The following is a 14,725-nucleotide window of genomic DNA, read 5'->3' as shown; positions in this document are numbered from 1 at the left end:
CTGCGACGGTGCCAGCCTGCCGGGCGCGGCCCGTGCGGCCGCGACGGACAGACTGGCACCGTCGCGGGTGGTCGCACCCCACCCCGGGCGGGGTGGAGCGTCGCCACCCGGGTCACCCGCAGCATCGGTCGTGACGACCACCACCCGTGGTGCCGCGCCGTCTCGCCGCCACCTGGAGCCGAGCATGACCTTTACCGACCCCGGACCGACCTCGATCGACCCCGTCTCCGCCCAGGCCGGGGACGTCGCACGCGCGGTCGGCGTCGACCCCACCCACGGACTGACGGCCGAGGAGGCGCGGACGCGGCTCGCGTCGCACGGGCGCAACGAGCTCGCGGCCAAGGCCCGCGAGCCCGGGTGGCGGGCGTTCCTGCGCCAGTACCAGGACTTCATGCAGGTGGTGCTCCTCGTCGCCGCCGCGGTGAACCAGGTGGTCACCGGCGACACCGGGACGACGGTCGTGCTCGCGGGCCTGACGGTCTTCAACGCCGTCATCGGGCTGCGGCAGGAGGCCAAGGCCGAGGAGAGCGTCCGGGCGCTGGCCCAGATGATGCGGACGGTCTGCCGGGTGCGGCGCGACGGCCTGGCGGCGGAGATCGACGCGGCCGAGCTGGTGCCGGGGGACGTCGTCCTCGTCGAGGCGGGCGACCGGGTGCCCGCCGACGGGCGCCTCTGGGTGGCGGCCGCCCTCGAGGTCGAGGAGGCCGCGCTGACGGGCGAGAGCCTGCCCGTCGCGAAGTCGGTCGACCCCGTGCCGGGCGAGGGGGTCCCGCTCGGCGACCGGGTCTGCATGGTGTTCATGAACACGGCGGTGACCCGGGGGCGCGGCGAGCTCGTCGTGACGGCGACCGGGATGGGCACCGAGATCGGGCACATCGCCAACATGCTGGCGGGCACCGAGACGGCGCGCACGCCGCTGCAGCGCCAGCTCGACGCGCTGTCCCGGATCATCGCGTCGGTCGCCGGCGTCGCGCTCGTGCTGGTCGTCATGCTCGGCCTGGCCCAGGGGCAGCCGTTCGACACGCTGTTCGTCACGGGCGTCGCGCTCGCCGTGGCCGCCATCCCGACCGGGCTGCCCGCCGTGGTCACCGCGCTGCTGTCGATGGGCACCCGCGAGATCGCCCGCCGCCATGCGATCGTCAAACGGCTGCCCGCGGTCGAGACCCTCGGCTCGACGTCGGCGATCTGCTCGGACAAGACCGGCACCCTGACGCTCAACAAGATGACCGCCCGCCAGCTCGTCGTCCCGGGCCACGGCCGCTTCACCGTCACCGGCGAGGGCTACTCCACCGCCGGCGAGATCCGGCACGTCGGAGGGCAGCGGATCGACCTCGACCCCTACCTGCTGCCGATGGTGCTGTGCGCGGACGCCGTGCTGGACGGCGAGGACCTCGTCGGCGACCCCACGGAGGGTGCGCTGATCGTGCTCGGCGCGAAGGGCGGGCTCGACGTCGCGGGCACGCGCGCGGCGCTGCCCCGGGTCGCGGAGGTGCCGTTCGACTCCGCTTACAAGTTCATGGCGACGTTCCACGAGGTCGTCGCCGACGGGCGGGCGGTCGTGCGCTGCTATGTCAAGGGCGCGCCGGACGTGCTGATCGGCCGGTCCACCGCCGTCCTGCGTCCGGACGGGACGGTCACGGCCCTGACCGACGACGAGCGCCGGCGCGCGCTCGCCGCCAACGACGAGATCGCCGCCGCGGGCGAGCGCGTGATGGTGGTCGCCCGGCGAGACCTGGAGCCGGGGGTGCTCGAGGGGACCGCGCCCGGCGACCTCGTCCGCCTCGTGAACGGGCTGACCCTGCTGGCCATGGTCGGCATCGTCGACCCGCCCCGCCCCGAGGCGAGGGCGGCGATCGCCGAGTGCCGCGGGGCCGGCATCCGCGTCCGGATGATCACCGGCGACCACGCCACGACCGCCGCCGCGATCGCCGCGGAGCTCGGCATCGAGGGCCGGGCCGTCACGGGCCGCGAGTTCGCGGCGACGAGCGACGAACGCCTGCTCCGCGACCTCGACGAGATCGGCGTGGTCGCCCGGGTCGCGCCGGAGGACAAGGTCCGCCTGGTCCGGCTCCTCCAGGAGCAGGGCGAGGTGGTCGCGATGACCGGGGACGGCGTCAACGACGCCCCGGCGCTCAAGACGGCCGACATCGGCGTCGCCATGGGCATCACCGGCACGGAGGTCTCCAAGGAGGCCGCCGTCATGGTGCTCACCGACGACAACTTCGCGACCATCGTCGGCGCGGTGTCCTACGGCCGGGCGCTCTACGACAACCTGGTGAAGTACCTGCGCTTCCAGATGTCGACGCTCGTCGCCTACATCGCGATCTTCCTCGGCGCCGGCACCCTCGGGATCGCGGGCGGCGTGCCCCTGGACCCCCTGCAGATCCTGTGGCTCAACATGGTCGTGGACATCCCGCTCGCGATCGCGCTGGGGTTCGACCAGCCCGCGCGGGGGCTGATGTCGAGGGCGCCGCGGCCCGTGTCCGCGCCGGTGATCTCGCGCCGCGGCTGGGTCCGGCTCTGCGTGCAGGGGTTCGTCATGACCGTGGGATCGCTGATCGCCTACCAGGTCGGCGACGCTCAGGGCGGCGCCGTCGTCGCGACGACGATGCTGCTGACCACCCTGTCGCTGTTCCACCTCGCCGGGGCGCTGCTCTCGCGCGACCCGGAGGGCACGATCTTCGACCGGGACGCCCTGCCCGGGGCGGTCCAGCTGCGCCGGTACGGCCTGGCGCTGCTCGCGATCGTCGCGGTGACGGGCATCGACCTGCTGACGCGGATCTTCGGCACCACCGGGCTGTCGTTCGGGCAGTGGTGCTCGGCCGCCGGCCTCGCGCTGTCCCTCGTGGTGGTGGAGGAGCTGTGGAAGCTGGTCGCCCGGCGACGGCGTCTCCGGGTCCGCACCTGACGCCGCCGTCCACGGCGTCGCGGTCGGGGCGCGTTCGGCCGCGGCGGGCTCCATCCGTCGGGGGGTGGTGCCGCACCACCCGCCCCCGGGCCAGCCTGGCTGGGCACGACACGACCGCGGGGAGGGGAGTCCGATGACCGATGCGCCGGGGGCGGGCGCGGCGCGCGGCCCCGATGACGACCTCCTGGAGTACGTGATGATCGCCGTGCCGGCGTTCGAGCTCCTCAGCGGCGTCGTGGCGACGGTCACCGGGCTGGTCCGGTCGGGGGTGCTCGGTCTCGTCGACGCGGTCCTGCTCCGCCGCGGGCCGGACCAGGCGTCGGCCACCGCCCACGCCCTGCGGGACGTCGAGCAGCTGGCGCCGCTCGCGGCGCTCGAGCACCCCCGGGTCCGGCTCAGTGCGCACGACGTCGCGCTCGCGTCGGTGGCGGTCGAGCCCGACGCGGCCGCCCTCCTGCTGCTCCTCGAGGACCGCTGGGCCGCGCCGCTGTCGGCCGCTGCCCGGGCGGCCGGGGGGCGGATCGTCGGCGGTGAGCGGCTGGCCCGTGTCCGTGTCCGCGCGGCCGGCTCGGCCACGGCGCCGTCCTCGGCGCACCGCGACGGGCCCGTCGCCGACACCGGGCGCCGGGGAGCCGCCGACCTGCTGGTCCGCGGGCCGGCGACGGCCGCGCGGCCCGAGCTCGCCGTCGACCCCGCGGCTCAGCTCCGCACGCTCGCCGAGCTGGTGGAGCGGGGCGTCCTCACCCTCGACCAGTACGAGGCTCAGCGCCGCAGGGTGCTCGACGGCTGAGCGTGCCCGGGACTGACCAGGGCGCGCGCGAGCTCGGCAGCCTCCGCGCGCGACCCGCAGCCGAGCTCGCGGTAGATGATCTTGAGGTGGAACTTGAGGGTGTTCACGGAGATGTAGAGCTCGTCCGCGACCTCCCGCAGGGTGAGCCGGCTCGGCAGCATCCGCAGGATCCCGAGCTGACGGTCGGTCAGCGAGCGTGCGCGCTCGCGCAGCGCCGCGCTCGACAGCACCGACCCGTCGGCGGGGACACGGCGCAACCGCGCCAGCCAGCTCGGCGGCACGCGCCACGCGAGCCGCTCGATCGCCTCGACGACCTCGGGACCCGCGCTCGCGACGGTCTGCACCAGGCCGTGCGCGGAGGCCGTGCCGACGGCCTCGAGCAGGTGCGCCTCGGCCTCCGCCGGGCTCGCGGCGGTGCGGGCGAGCACCAGGTCGAGGACCACGCGGTGCCGCGCGTTCCGGGGCTCGGCGTCCACGACCAGGCCCGCGACGGCCCGGGGCTCGCCTTCCGCGACGAGCACGAGAGCGCCCTTGACGGGTGACCAGAACGGGTCGTCGATCTGCGTGACCCAGCGTCGCGCCTCGTCCGTCGCGCCCCGGGCCAGAGCGACGAGGCATCCCGTCCGGGCCAGGAGGCTCCGGCCGCCCGGGCCGGTGACCTCCGTCCCCACGATCTCGGCGGCCTGGGCGAAGGCTCGTCCAGCGGCGTCCAGGTCCCCTTGGTCGAGGTGCGCCCGGGCCAGCTCCAGGCAGGCGAGGAGCCGGCAGTGCGGCAGGGGGTCGCAGTCCTCGCCGGACAGCCGGTCGAGCAGCGGCAGGGCGGCGGCCCGGTCGCCGATCTCCCGGAGAGCGATCCCCTCGGCCGTCAGGAGCTCGGTGCGGAGCATGGTCATGCTGGTCTGCTCGGACGCCTCCCGCGCGCCCGCGACGAGCCGCAGGGCGTCGACCGGACGCCCGCCGAGCGCCGCGCCGAGCGCCCGCGTGCCCTCGAGCGCGAGCCTCCGCTCAGGTGCCGCGGCGATCGTGAGCGCGAGCTTGTGCACCTCGGCGCTGGCGTCGTCCCACCGCTCGGCGAGCGCGATCTCCCGGGCGACCAGGTTCCAGCCGTACCGCACCACCGGGTCGAGCAGCCAGGAGTCACCCATGGTGGCGAGGCCGGCCCGGGCGAGTCCCGCGCCGCCGGCCCAGTCGCCGCGGATCGCCGAGACGACCGCCCGCAGCACCTCGAGCCGGGCGCGCACGGCCGGCGCGGTCGCCCCGTCGTCGGCGCCCGGGTCGTCCGTGCCCGGGCCGACGTCGTGCGCCCGGGCGTCGAGCCCGTCGACCGTCTGCACGAAGCCCGCCCGGTCCACATAGAGCCGGCACCAGGCGACGTCGCTCGCGGCGCCCGGGTCGGCCGGCGCGACGTCCGCGGGGATCGCGGCGAGCGTGCGCAGGACCGTGGACCGGCGACCGCTCTCGTAGAGCGCGGTGACGCAGGACGCGAGGAGCCGGAGCGCGTCGCGGTGCTCCTGCGCGCGCAGCAGGTGCTCGATCGCATGCACCGGCTGGCCGTCCGCCTCGTACCACCGGGCCGCGAGGCGGTGGAGCTCCGCGATCCGCGCCGGGTCCTGCCGGCGCAGCCGCGCGACCAGCGCCTCACGGACCAGCGCGTGCAGCTCGTACGACCCCGCGGGCTCGATCCGGGCCACGAACAGGCCGCGCTCCTCGGCGCGGGCCAGCAGGTCGGGGGCGTCCTCGCGGCCGGCCAGCGCCCGCGCGAGGCGCGGGTCGACGCGGTCGACGACGGCGGTGGCGGTCAGCACCGTCACGACGTCCGACGCCTCGCCCCGGAGCACCTCGTGCCAGACGTAGTCCTCGAGGTAGCGGGCGCCGTCGTCGCGGCGCACGGCGCCCGGGGCCGACCGGTCGTCGCGGGCCTCGTCGCCGTCATCGACGTCGCCCTCCTGGAGGTCGTCGGCCTGGTTGTCGCCCGCCCGGACGTCGTCGGCCCGCGCAGCGGCCGACCGTGCGGCCAGCGCGGCGAGCTGGATGCTCGCGGCCCAGCCCTCGGCCTGGCGGGACATCTCGTCCACGCGGTCGGCCGGCATCGCGGGGGCGAGCCGGGCGAGCATCGCGGACGCCTCCGCGTCCGAGAAGCGGAGCTCGGGGAAGCGGACCTCGCCGAGCATCCCGCGCGCCCGCAGCCGGTCCACCGGGAGCTGCGGCACCCGGCGGCTCACCAGCACCACGTGCAGCCAGCCGGGGAGCCGCTGCACGAACGTCCGCAACGACGCCGTCACCGGCTCGTCGTCGACCAGCTCCAGGTCGTCGACCACGAGCACGCGCGCGTCATAGGGTCGCGCCTCGAGGTCGTCGAGCAGCACGGCGAGCGCGTCGTCGAGCGGCCGCTGCTGGCGCAGGGCCCGCGCCGCGGGCTCGGAGCACCCCGGTGCGATCCCCTCGAGGGCGGCGAGGATCCCCCGCCAGAGCTGGGCGGGGTCGCGGTCGGGCTCGTCGACGGACAGCCAGGCGTGGGGGAGGGCGCTCCGCGCGGCCCAGTCGCGCACCAGCGAGGTCTTGCCGGAACCGGCCGGCGCGACGACGAGCGTGAGCGGCGCCCGCACCGCGTCGTCCAGCAGCCTGACGAGCCGCGGCCGCGGCACGAGGTACTCGGGGCTGACGGCCGGGCGCAGCTTCGCCGGCGAGACCGTCGACAGGAGGCTGCGGCGGCTCGCGCCCGGGGCGTCGAGGTCGGGCGCCCCCGGTTCCTGTGCACGCGTCATCGTGACTCCGCCCGGGTGTGCTCCTGCCAGTATGAGCCCGCGCGGCGGGCGCGGCCGTACCAGCGTCTCTCTCCCGCCCCGCGAGTGGCCACGCGACGGCGAGATATCACCCGGCCCGGCCCGGCGGCGGTGAGCTCCGTCAGCGACCGGCCCGGGCCGGCGCGAGCGAGGCGAGCGCGGCCGCCAGGGCGACCGCGGCGGCGAACCAGTACCCGGCGGCGAACGTGTCGAACCCCGGGTCGAACAGGGCCGCGGCGGCGACGCTGGACACGGCGGAGACACCGGTCGCGGCCCCGAACTCGTGGAACGTGCTGAGCGCGCCGGAGGCCACGCCGGCCTCGTGCGGCTCGGCCGCGGAGAACAGGCTCCCCGCGGCGGCGACGAACACGGCGCCGACGCCGAACCCGGCGACGGCGATGCCCACCACGAGCACCGTCATCGAGAAGATGCCGGCCGCCGCGGCCAGGCCGACGGCGGCGACGAGCAGCCCGACGACGGACACGGCGCGCACGCCGAGGCGGGGGAGGACGCGGCCCGCGACGCTCGACCCGAGGATGGTGCCCACCGCGACGGGCAGGAACGTCAGCCCCGTGTCCAGGGCGCTGAAGCCGTGGAGCTGCTGCAGCGTGAACGAGCCGAGGAAGAACACGGAGATCATCAGGGCCGTGGCGACGAAGATCAGCCCGAGCCCGCGCAGCACCGGTCGCCGGACGAGCAGGGCCGGGTCCACCAGCGGCGTCGCGGACGCGCGCAGGTGGCGCGCGAGCAGCACGTACCCGACGACGCCGACGAGCAGGGCGACCAGGGTCGGCGCGCTCAGCCAGCCGGCGTCGCCGGCGGTGACGAGCCCGTACACGACGGCGGCGGTCGCGGCGGTGGCGAGTGCGGCGCCAGCCACGTCGGGCCGACCGCCCGACCCTGGCCACGGCCGTACCCACCGGAACAGGGCCAGGAGCAGCAGCACCCCGACGGGCACGTTGACGTAGAACACCCACGGCCAGCCCGGGCCCGACGTCAGGACGCCGCCCACCAGCACGCCGACGGCGGCTCCCGCGCCGCCGAGCGCCGACCAGACGCCGATCGCGCGCGACAGCTCCGGCCCGCTGAACGTCCGCACGATGACGGACAGCGCGGCCGGCGACATGGCCGCCGCGCCGGCGCCCTGCAGGGCGCGGGCGGCGAGCAGCAGCTCCGGGGACCGTGCGAGCCCGGCGAGCAGCGACGCGAGGGTGAACAGCGCGAGGCCGGCGAGCACGACGCGGCGCGGGCCGAGGACGTCGGCGGCCTTGCCGCCGAGCAGCATGAGCCCGCCGAAGACGAGGGCGTACACGCTCGCCACCCAGGCCAGGCCGGAACGGGAGAGGCCGAGGTCGGCCCCCATCTCGGGGAGGGCGATCGCGACGACGGTCACGTCGACGATGAGCATCAGCTGGGCGATGCCGAGCAGCGCGAGGATGCGCCAGCGCCGGGGGTCGGGTGCGGAGGGCTGGTCGTCCGGAGTCTGCGGCGTGGTCTGCGGGGCGGGCTTCTCTGGTGACGTCATGGCACGGTCCCTCGAGGTGTCGAGCACGAATAAGTCGAACATGCCTGTTCGAGTAAATTAACTCGAACAGGCATGTTCGACAAGAGGGTCGTGCGGGTGACTTCCGGGGCGACGTCAGGCGGAGAGCGCGCCGAGGGTCGTGGCGCGGACGAGCGCGGGGGCCTCGTCCGCGGTGATCTCGCCGCGGTGCACCGCGGCGGAGGCGCCGTGGAGGATCGCCTGCAGCACGCTGACCTGCCAGTCGACGGGCATGTCGTCGCGGAGCTCGCCGGCCGCGCGGCCGCGCTCGAGCAGGCCGCGGACCCGCTGCGCGGGCCCCTCGTGCGCGCGGCTCATCTCCTCGGGCGGGAGGACCTGGGAGCCCGCGACCACCAGGGCCCCGAACCGGTGGGTCAGGTGCCAGGTCGCCTCGAGCAGGCGGCCGAGCGCCTCGCGGGGGTCGCCGTCCAGGTCGACGGTCGCCAGTGCCTCGTCGGTCTGGGCGATCGCGCGGTCCACGACCTCGCGCACGAGCGTCGCCCGCGAGTCGAAGTGTCCGTAGAGGGTGACGCGACCGACGCCCGCGGCCTTGGCGATCTCGTTGATGCTCGCGTCGGGGTCCGTCGCCAGCACGCGGGTGGCCGCGGCCAGGATCGCCTCCACGTTGCGGACGGCGTCGGCGCGCTTGGCGCGGTCCCGGCCGCCGTCGGCCGTGGCCCCGTGCGTCGTCTCCGTCGTCTGCGCCGGTGTCGTGACCACGAGCTCCTCCAAGCCTGTACAGGAGTGTCCAGGTTAACGGTCCGGGCTCGCGAACCGGTGGCAGTCCACCTCGACGGTCCCGCCCGGCACCGGCGCGCGGTGCACGAACCGGCCTTCGTCGACCCAGCCCTGCCGCGCGTAGAAGCGGCGCCCCGGCGTGTTCCCCGTCGCCACGGCGAGCCAGGCGCGCGGGTGCCCGGCGTCCCGGACGGTCTGGGCCGCGTGCCGCAGGAGCGCCCCGCCGACGTCGGCGCCGCGGGCCGCGCGGTCGACGTAGAGCTGGTCCACCTCGTCGCCGGCGACCATGACGAAGCCCGCGACGGCCCCCCGGTGCACGGCGACGGTGGTGTCGGCCATGCGCTCGCGGGCGCGCTCCGGGAACGACGCCGGGGTGCGGGCCACCACGAGTGCGTCGGGCACGTGGCCCAGGTGGGCGTCCGTCCAGCCCTCGTGCCAGATCCGCGCGACGGCGTCCGTGTCGTCCGGGGTCGCGCGCCGGAGCTCCGCCGGGCCGGGCGTCGCCGCCGTGGGGTGCGACATCGTCGTCCGCCCTTCCTCTAACTCGAACAAGTGTGTACAGTTTATCGCGCTCGATCGTCAGCGGTTCACCTCACGCGGTTCGCACGCACGAGAGCGAGAAGACCATGACCCAGGACCAGGTGTCAGGCACGTGGACGGCCGACCGGCGCTCGGTGCTCGGCCGGGTGTGGCCGGCGGCGCTCGGGGTGGTCGTCGCCGCCGCGACCGCGGTCGGGCTCGCCGACGCGCGCGACGTCGCCCCGGTGCTCGCCGCCTCCGGCCTCGTCTACCTGGCGGCCGCCGCGCTCGGCCGGCCCGGCGCCGCATGGCTCGCGTTCGGCGTGACGTTCGTGCTGATCGGCGCCACCAAGGTCGTCGACCTCGACCCGACGCCCTGGATGATCGGCCTCGCCGTGGTGCTGGTCGTCGTCGGCCTCGCGGCCGGGCGCCGGCACCCGCCGTGGTCGCTCCCGCTCCAGGCCGCGGCGATGCTCGTCCTCGGGGCCGCCGCGTCGGTCGCCGTCCGGCTGGACGCCACCGCGGGCGGGCTCGTCGTCGCCGTCGGGCTGCTCGGGCACGCCGCCTGGGACGTCTACCACCACCGCTCCGGTCGCGTCGTGGCCCGGTCGTTGTCGGAGTTCTGCGGCGTGCTCGACGTGATCCTCGCCGTCGCGCTCGCGGTGCTGGTGCTGACGGCGTGACCTAGAGGCCGAGATCGACCTCGCGGCGGACGTCGCGGTCGGGCTCGAGGACGAAGAACCGCGAGACGACGGCGCGGTACAGGCGCAGCTCGGCGGGCGCGACGACGCGGTCGACGGTCCAGGGGCCCAGTCCCTCGGCGCGGGAGCGGCGGTCGAAGATCGCGAGGCAGCGGTCGCGGTCCGTGTCCGGCACCTCGCCCGCGGTGGCCTCGGCGTACACGGCGCGCGGGCGACCGTCGACGGGCGCGGGCGTCTCGAAGACCACGATGCCCACCGCGGACCGCCGGGCGACGTTCGTCGAGTGGCGCGTGCCGCGCCGGGAGACCCAGACGAGCTCTCGCCCGTCGCGGGCGAACCAGACCGGGGTGGGCCACGGGTTCCCGTCGCCGTCCGCGGACGCGAGGACCAGGTAGCGGCCGTCGTCGAGGACGCGACGCGCGAGCCCGGCGTCGTCCTGCGCGTCGGTGTCCTGTCGTTCCATCGCGGGCCTCCTCGCGTCGCGGTTCGCCACCATGCTGGCACGGGCGGGCGTCCGCCGGCGGGGCGGTCAGGAGGTCAGGGAGGCGAGCACGTCGCGGTAGTGGGAGTTCTCCATGACGCCGAGAACGTTGCCGAACGGGTCGACGACCGCCGCGGTGACGAACCCGGGGCCGCGCTCGACCGGCTCCTGGTACGCGGCGGCGCCGAGCTCGAGCAGCCGCGCGACGGTGCCGCGGACGTCGTCGACCGCCCAGTAGGCGACCGCGCCCGCGGCTCCGTCGGGCTGCGGGGGAGCGAAGCGCCGGTCCATGATCCCCAGCTCGTGCTGGTAGTCGCCGATGCGGAACTCCGCGTAGGCGAGCGCCCCGCCGGCCTCGCGGGCGAAGTACGCCTCGGTGCCGAGCACCTCGGCGTACCAGTCGCGGGCGGTGGCCACGTCGTCGGCCAGGTAGGTGATGGTGGTCAGTCCGCGCAGCATGTCGGCTCCCGGTGCTCGGTGTGACGGTCGGTGCGATCGAGGCCTGATGACCTCGTGAGCACACTCTTCCGTCCAAAGTGCTCACCTTCTGACTACTTTTCGTGGCAGTCTCGGAGCATGCGCGCCGACCGCCTCATCCAGGTGCTGCTCCACCTCCAGTCGCGCCCCCGCGTGACGGCGGCCGAGCTCGCCGACGCGCTCGAGGTCTCGGTGGCGACCGCCCGCCGGGACCTCGAGGCGCTGTCGGCCGCGGGCGTGCCCGTGTACCCGCAGCCGGGCCGCGGCGGCGGGTGGTCGCTGCTCGGCGGGTCGCGCACGGACCTCAGCGGCCTCACGGCGCCCGAGGCGCGCGCGCTGTTCCTGCTCGCCGGGCCGGGCGCGGCGTCGTCCGACCACGCGCGCGCGGCGCTGCGCAAGCTCGTGCGCGCGCTGCCCGCCACCTTCCGGGCCGAGGCGGAGGCGGCCGCCGCGGCCGTGGTCGTGGACCGGGAGGGGTGGAGCGCGGCCGGCCGGGTCCGGCCGCCGGAGGTCGACGCCCTGCAGCGCGCCGTCGTCGAGCGGCGCCGCGTGCGGATCGACTACACCGGCGCGACCGGGCGGTCCTCGAGCCGCGTCCTCGACCCCTGGGGGCTCGTCGACAAGGACGGCGCCTGGTACCTGATCGCCGGCACGGACCGCGGCCCGCGCACCTTCCGCGTCGACCGCGTCGGCGCGCTGGACGTCACCGACGAGCCCGCCGTCGTGCCCGACGGCGTCGACCTGCAGGCGGAGTGGGACCGCGTCGTCGGCGAGGTCGAGGCGAGACGGTCCGCGACGTGGGCGACCGTGCGCGTGGCCCCCGAGCACGTCGACGTCCTGCGCGCCCAGTTCGGGCGGCACACGGTGGTCGTCGACGGCGGCGACGGCGCTCGCGCGACGGTGCGGGTCGCCGCCCCCACGCCGCTCGACGTCGCGCGCCACCTGGCCGGCTGGGGCGCCCAGGCCGACGTCGTCGGACCGCCGGAGGTGCGGGCAGAGCTCGCGCGTCTCGGGGCGGAGCTGGTGGTGGCGCACGGCGGCACGACGACGGGCGCCCGGTCGTGACGGGTGGTCACGACCGGGCGCCGGGTTGCCGTGGGGTCACAGGCAGAGGTGCGAGCTGCCCTCCCGCACCGTCGCGCGCAGGGTGGTGCCGGGACGCGGCGTCACCTGCAGACGTGCGGTCCCGGTGGCGTTGACGTCGAAGCACGCACCGTCCCGGGTCAGCGCGAAGTCGCGCACGACGACGCGCCCGCCGGTCGAGCGGAACACCGTCCGCCCGTCCCGCTCCAGCGCGGTGGCCCTCGGGCTCACCGTCGCGGCCCAGGTGTGCCCGCCCACGCGCACGTCGTCCACGGTGTTGCGGCCGGGCAGGGCGTGCGAGCCGAAGGTGACCGACCCGGGGCGCCCCCAGGCGTCCTCGGCGACGAGCTCGTGCACCGCCATCAGGGGCATCACGTTGGACCACGTGTAGTAGCGCCACGCGCTGTCCACCGCCGAGGCGTTGACGACCTGGCCGGGCTCGGGGTCGAAGTACTCGGGGAAGTACCCGTTCTCGTCCCAGCTGTCGAGGTACATGCTCGTGCTCTTCGTCGCCAGCTCGCCGGCGGCCTCGTCGAGCCCGTACCGCTTGAGGCCGTCGTAGACGGTGGCGTTCATCGGCGGCCAGACGGCGCCGCGCCACTGCTCGCAGGTGTTCTCCTCGCCCCACCCCAGGTAGTACGTGTACTCCGGGGACGACGTCGCGGAGACGTCGCCGTTCGCGCAGTACTCCGCGTCGTCGCGGCTGATGCTCGGGATCGCGTACTCGCCCCAGAACTGCTCCGGGTCGAGCAGGTTCTCCTCGACCGTCCGCGCCGCCCGATCGGGCGTGGCCAGGCCCCCGAACAGCGGGTAGAAGATCGTCGGCGTGACGACGTTCCCCCACGTCCCGTCGAGGTTGCGGTCGAGGTACATGCCGCGCTCGTCGTCCCAGAGGGTGTCGTTGGCGGCCTTCTTGGTCCGCGCCAGGACGGTCGCGAACCGGCGGGCGTCCTCGGGCCGGTCGAGCGCGGTGGCCAGCTCGGTCAGCGAGCCCGCCATCAGCGCGTAGTACGAGGTCAGCGCGACGTCGGTGAGATCCGTGTTGTCCCGCTCGTCGCCGCTGCCGCCCTCCTTGGCGATGCGGTCGGCGGCGAGGTAGACGGGCAGGTCGTCGAGGCCGAGGTGGTTGCCCACCTTGCTCGGGTCGCCGTCGTAGGGCGCCTCGAGAAGGCCGTCGTCGTTCACGTCCCACTCGGGCAGCTTGTCGAAGAACTCCACGAGCGCCGGGTAGGCCTGCTCGACCAGCTCGCGGTCGCCCGTGGCGTCGTAGATCCGCTTGACGGCGTAGGCGTGCATCGGGCCGGCGTGCAGCTGGTCGTAGCGCGGCCCGCCGGAGGCGAACAGCACGCGCTCGTGCTGCCGCGCCAGGTCCGGGTCCACGGTGAGCGCGGTGATCGCATCCCAGGCGGAGTCCCAGCCGGTGAAGATCGAGTCGTTCTCCGACCCGCCACGGCCCCAGCCCCACACGAGGAAGCTCTGCCGCGACTGCTCGTCGTAGTTCGCGTTGAGGGCCATGGCGCTACGCATCGCGGTCGCCGCGCGGCCGGCCGGCCCGCTGCCGCTGAGGGTGCCCTCGTCGGCCTGCGCCCGGGCCCGGGCGAGGGTGCCGAGGATGCTGCCGCGCGAGGCGCGGGCCGCCGGAGGCTCGTCCGCCACGCTCGTGGTGAACGTGATCGTCTCGCCCTCCTCGAGGTCGTACCGCAGGGCCGCCGCGGCGTCGCCGGCGACGCCCTCCTCGCCCTCCATCGCGGCAACCAGGTCGTCCTCGGACGCGTAGGCCGCGGCGTCGTCCGGCGCCTGGGTCGGCAGCAGCGCGAAGTGGCCGATCTCCGACGGGTCGTCGAGCCCGGCGCCGGTGGCGCGGACGCCCCCGTCGGCCAGCTCGTAGGAGTTCTCCTCGTCCCACGGGGGCGCGGCCTCGAGGAAGACGGTCGCGTCGGCGTCGCGCGCGGTGACCGACCCGACCAGGGTGTTCGGCGTCGTCCGCGCGAACCGCAGGAGGATCGTCTGCTTGTCGCGCTGCGTCTGGTCGTAGCGCGCCTGCATTACGGGCAGCTGCTCGCGGGCCTCCGCGACCTGGTCGGCGGACCACTCGTCCGGGTGGTCGAGGATCTCGCGCAGCGCCCCCAGGCGGTCGGGGGTGATCGAGCGGTCGTCGCTGCTGATCTCCACCTCGTAGTACGAGCCGTCGACCGTCACGGGGCCGACGTGGGCGACGTTGCCCAGCAGGCCCTGGTTCTCCCGGACGAGCTTCCCTGCGGCGGTCAGCAGGTCGACCCGCAGGGCGAAGCGGCTCTCCCCCTCGCCGACGAGGAGGGCGCCGTTGTCGTCCCGCTCGACGTAGCCGGGCAGGGCGAAGGGGCGCTGCAGCCCGACGTCTGTGCCGGGCGGCCCGCCCGCGCCCGTCGCGCCCCCGGCGGGGACGGCGACGGTCGCGAGCAGAGCGGCGGCGGCGCCGACGACGACGGGCGCGCGGCGCAGGGCGCGGGTGTTCTGGCGGTCGGTCATGGTGGCTCCAGGTGTGTGAGCGCTCACATTCGGGCGGAGGTACGGCCGTGCCCGCGCGAGGGGCGCGGGCACGGCCGCGGTCGTCAGTCGACGGTGTAGGGGAAGTCGTCGGTCACGCCGATCTGGTCGTACTGCATCTGGGTGGCGTCGAAGCCGTCCTCCCAGTTGCCGTTGGTGACCTCGTTGCACTGGTA

11 protein-coding genes are annotated in these 14,725 nt (G+C 75.5%); 4 read left to right on the top strand and 7 right to left on the bottom strand.

Translation table 11 applies throughout. The annotated features are described in order from the left end of the window. Nucleotides 1-130 precede the first annotated feature (130 nt). Nucleotides 131-2,908, top strand: coding sequence for a cation-translocating P-type ATPase (locus ACFCZN_RS04380; RefSeq protein WP_430555944.1), 2,778 nt, complete (start codon nucleotides 131-133; stop codon nucleotides 2,906-2,908). Between the two features lie 133 nt (nucleotides 2,909-3,041). Continuing rightward, a complete protein-coding gene (locus ACFCZN_RS04375) occupies nucleotides 3,042-3,698 on the top strand; it encodes a hypothetical protein (RefSeq protein WP_430555943.1) in 657 nt (218 codons plus the stop codon). On the opposite strand, the gene ACFCZN_RS04370 is transcribed toward ACFCZN_RS04375, so the two are convergent. The 4 genes from ACFCZN_RS04370 to ACFCZN_RS04355 all read right to left on the bottom strand — a co-directional run bounded on the left by ACFCZN_RS04370 (nucleotide 3,671) and on the right by ACFCZN_RS04355 (nucleotide 9,284). After that, nucleotides 3,671-6,463: a LuxR C-terminal-related transcriptional regulator gene (locus tag ACFCZN_RS04370; RefSeq protein WP_430555942.1), complete on the bottom strand. Its 2,793-nt coding sequence runs from the start codon at nucleotides 6,461-6,463 to the stop codon at nucleotides 3,671-3,673. The two genes, ACFCZN_RS04375 and ACFCZN_RS04370, sit on opposite strands and share 28 nt — an antisense overlap. Before the next feature lie 139 nt (nucleotides 6,464-6,602). Beyond that, nucleotides 6,603-8,006: an MFS transporter gene (locus ACFCZN_RS04365; RefSeq protein WP_430555941.1), complete on the bottom strand. Its 1,404-nt coding sequence runs from the start codon at nucleotides 8,004-8,006 to the stop codon at nucleotides 6,603-6,605. A gap of 114 nt (nucleotides 8,007-8,120) precedes the next feature. Then, entirely contained in the window at nucleotides 8,121-8,744 is a 624-nt protein-coding gene (locus ACFCZN_RS04360; protein ID WP_429763956.1) for a TetR/AcrR family transcriptional regulator, read from the bottom strand. Between the two features lie 33 nt (nucleotides 8,745-8,777). Next, the gene (locus ACFCZN_RS04355; RefSeq protein WP_430555940.1) at nucleotides 8,778-9,284 is read right to left on the bottom strand and encodes a GNAT family N-acetyltransferase; all 507 of its coding nucleotides are present in this window, start codon (nucleotides 9,282-9,284) and stop codon (nucleotides 8,778-8,780) included. Nucleotides 9,285-9,388: 104 nt separating this feature from the next. On the opposite strand from ACFCZN_RS04355, the gene ACFCZN_RS04350 reads away from it, so the two are divergent. After that, nucleotides 9,389-9,964 (top strand): hypothetical protein, encoded by a 576-nt coding sequence (locus ACFCZN_RS04350; protein WP_430555939.1) that lies wholly within the window; start codon nucleotides 9,389-9,391, stop codon nucleotides 9,962-9,964. 1 nt (nucleotide 9,965) lies between these two features. Here ACFCZN_RS04350 and ACFCZN_RS04345 read toward each other — a convergent pair whose 3' ends face one another. Together ACFCZN_RS04345 and ACFCZN_RS04340 are read right to left on the bottom strand one after the other, a co-directional pair. Further along, the gene (locus ACFCZN_RS04345; protein ID WP_430555938.1) at nucleotides 9,966-10,445 is read right to left on the bottom strand and encodes a pyridoxamine 5'-phosphate oxidase family protein; all 480 of its coding nucleotides are present in this window, start codon (nucleotides 10,443-10,445) and stop codon (nucleotides 9,966-9,968) included. A gap of 66 nt (nucleotides 10,446-10,511) precedes the next feature. Continuing rightward, nucleotides 10,512-10,922 (bottom strand): VOC family protein, encoded by a 411-nt coding sequence (locus tag ACFCZN_RS04340; protein ID WP_430555937.1) that lies wholly within the window; start codon nucleotides 10,920-10,922, stop codon nucleotides 10,512-10,514. Nucleotides 10,923-11,039: 117 nt separating this feature from the next. Here ACFCZN_RS04340 and ACFCZN_RS04335 point away from each other — a divergent pair, with 117 nt between their 5' ends. Further along, nucleotides 11,040-12,005: a helix-turn-helix transcriptional regulator gene (locus tag ACFCZN_RS04335; RefSeq protein WP_430555936.1), complete on the top strand. Its 966-nt coding sequence runs from the start codon at nucleotides 11,040-11,042 to the stop codon at nucleotides 12,003-12,005. A gap of 36 nt (nucleotides 12,006-12,041) precedes the next feature. Here the strand turns inward: ACFCZN_RS04335 and ACFCZN_RS04330 are convergent, their stop codons facing one another. Then, nucleotides 12,042-14,531, bottom strand: coding sequence for an amylo-alpha-1,6-glucosidase (locus tag ACFCZN_RS04330; RefSeq protein WP_430555935.1), 2,490 nt, complete (start codon nucleotides 14,529-14,531; stop codon nucleotides 12,042-12,044). Between the last annotated feature and the right edge of the window lie 194 nt (nucleotides 14,532-14,725).

This window comes from Isoptericola sp. NPDC056134, assembly GCF_042264825.1.
GTDB lineage: Bacteria > Actinomycetota > Actinomycetes > Actinomycetales > Cellulomonadaceae > Isoptericola > Isoptericola nanjingensis.
Note: the sequence above shows the minus strand (reverse complement) of the source record. Positions and strands in the feature narration are given on the sequence as shown.

Bases quoted from the DNA above. Each gene is read 5' to 3' on its own strand.
- ACFCZN_RS04345 (WP_430555938.1), bottom strand. From the start codon at position 10,445: ATGGAACGACAGGACACCGACGCGCAGGACGACGCCGGGCTCGCGCGT.
- ACFCZN_RS04330 (WP_430555935.1), bottom strand. From the start codon at position 14,531: ATGACCGACCGCCAGAACACCCGCGCCCTGCGCCGCGCGCCCGTCGTC.
- ACFCZN_RS04370 (WP_430555942.1), bottom strand. From the start codon at position 6,463: ATGACGCGTGCACAGGAACCGGGGGCGCCCGACCTCGACGCCCCGGGC.
- ACFCZN_RS04350 (WP_430555939.1), top strand. From the start codon at position 9,389: ATGACCCAGGACCAGGTGTCAGGCACGTGGACGGCCGACCGGCGCTCG.
- ACFCZN_RS04375 (WP_430555943.1), top strand. From the start codon at position 3,042: ATGACCGATGCGCCGGGGGCGGGCGCGGCGCGCGGCCCCGATGACGAC.
- ACFCZN_RS04355 (WP_430555940.1), bottom strand. From the start codon at position 9,284: ATGTCGCACCCCACGGCGGCGACGCCCGGCCCGGCGGAGCTCCGGCGC.
- ACFCZN_RS04340 (WP_430555937.1), bottom strand. From the start codon at position 10,922: ATGCTGCGCGGACTGACCACCATCACCTACCTGGCCGACGACGTGGCC.
- ACFCZN_RS04335 (WP_430555936.1), top strand. From the start codon at position 11,040: ATGCGCGCCGACCGCCTCATCCAGGTGCTGCTCCACCTCCAGTCGCGC.
- ACFCZN_RS04365 (WP_430555941.1), bottom strand. From the start codon at position 8,006: ATGACGTCACCAGAGAAGCCCGCCCCGCAGACCACGCCGCAGACTCCG.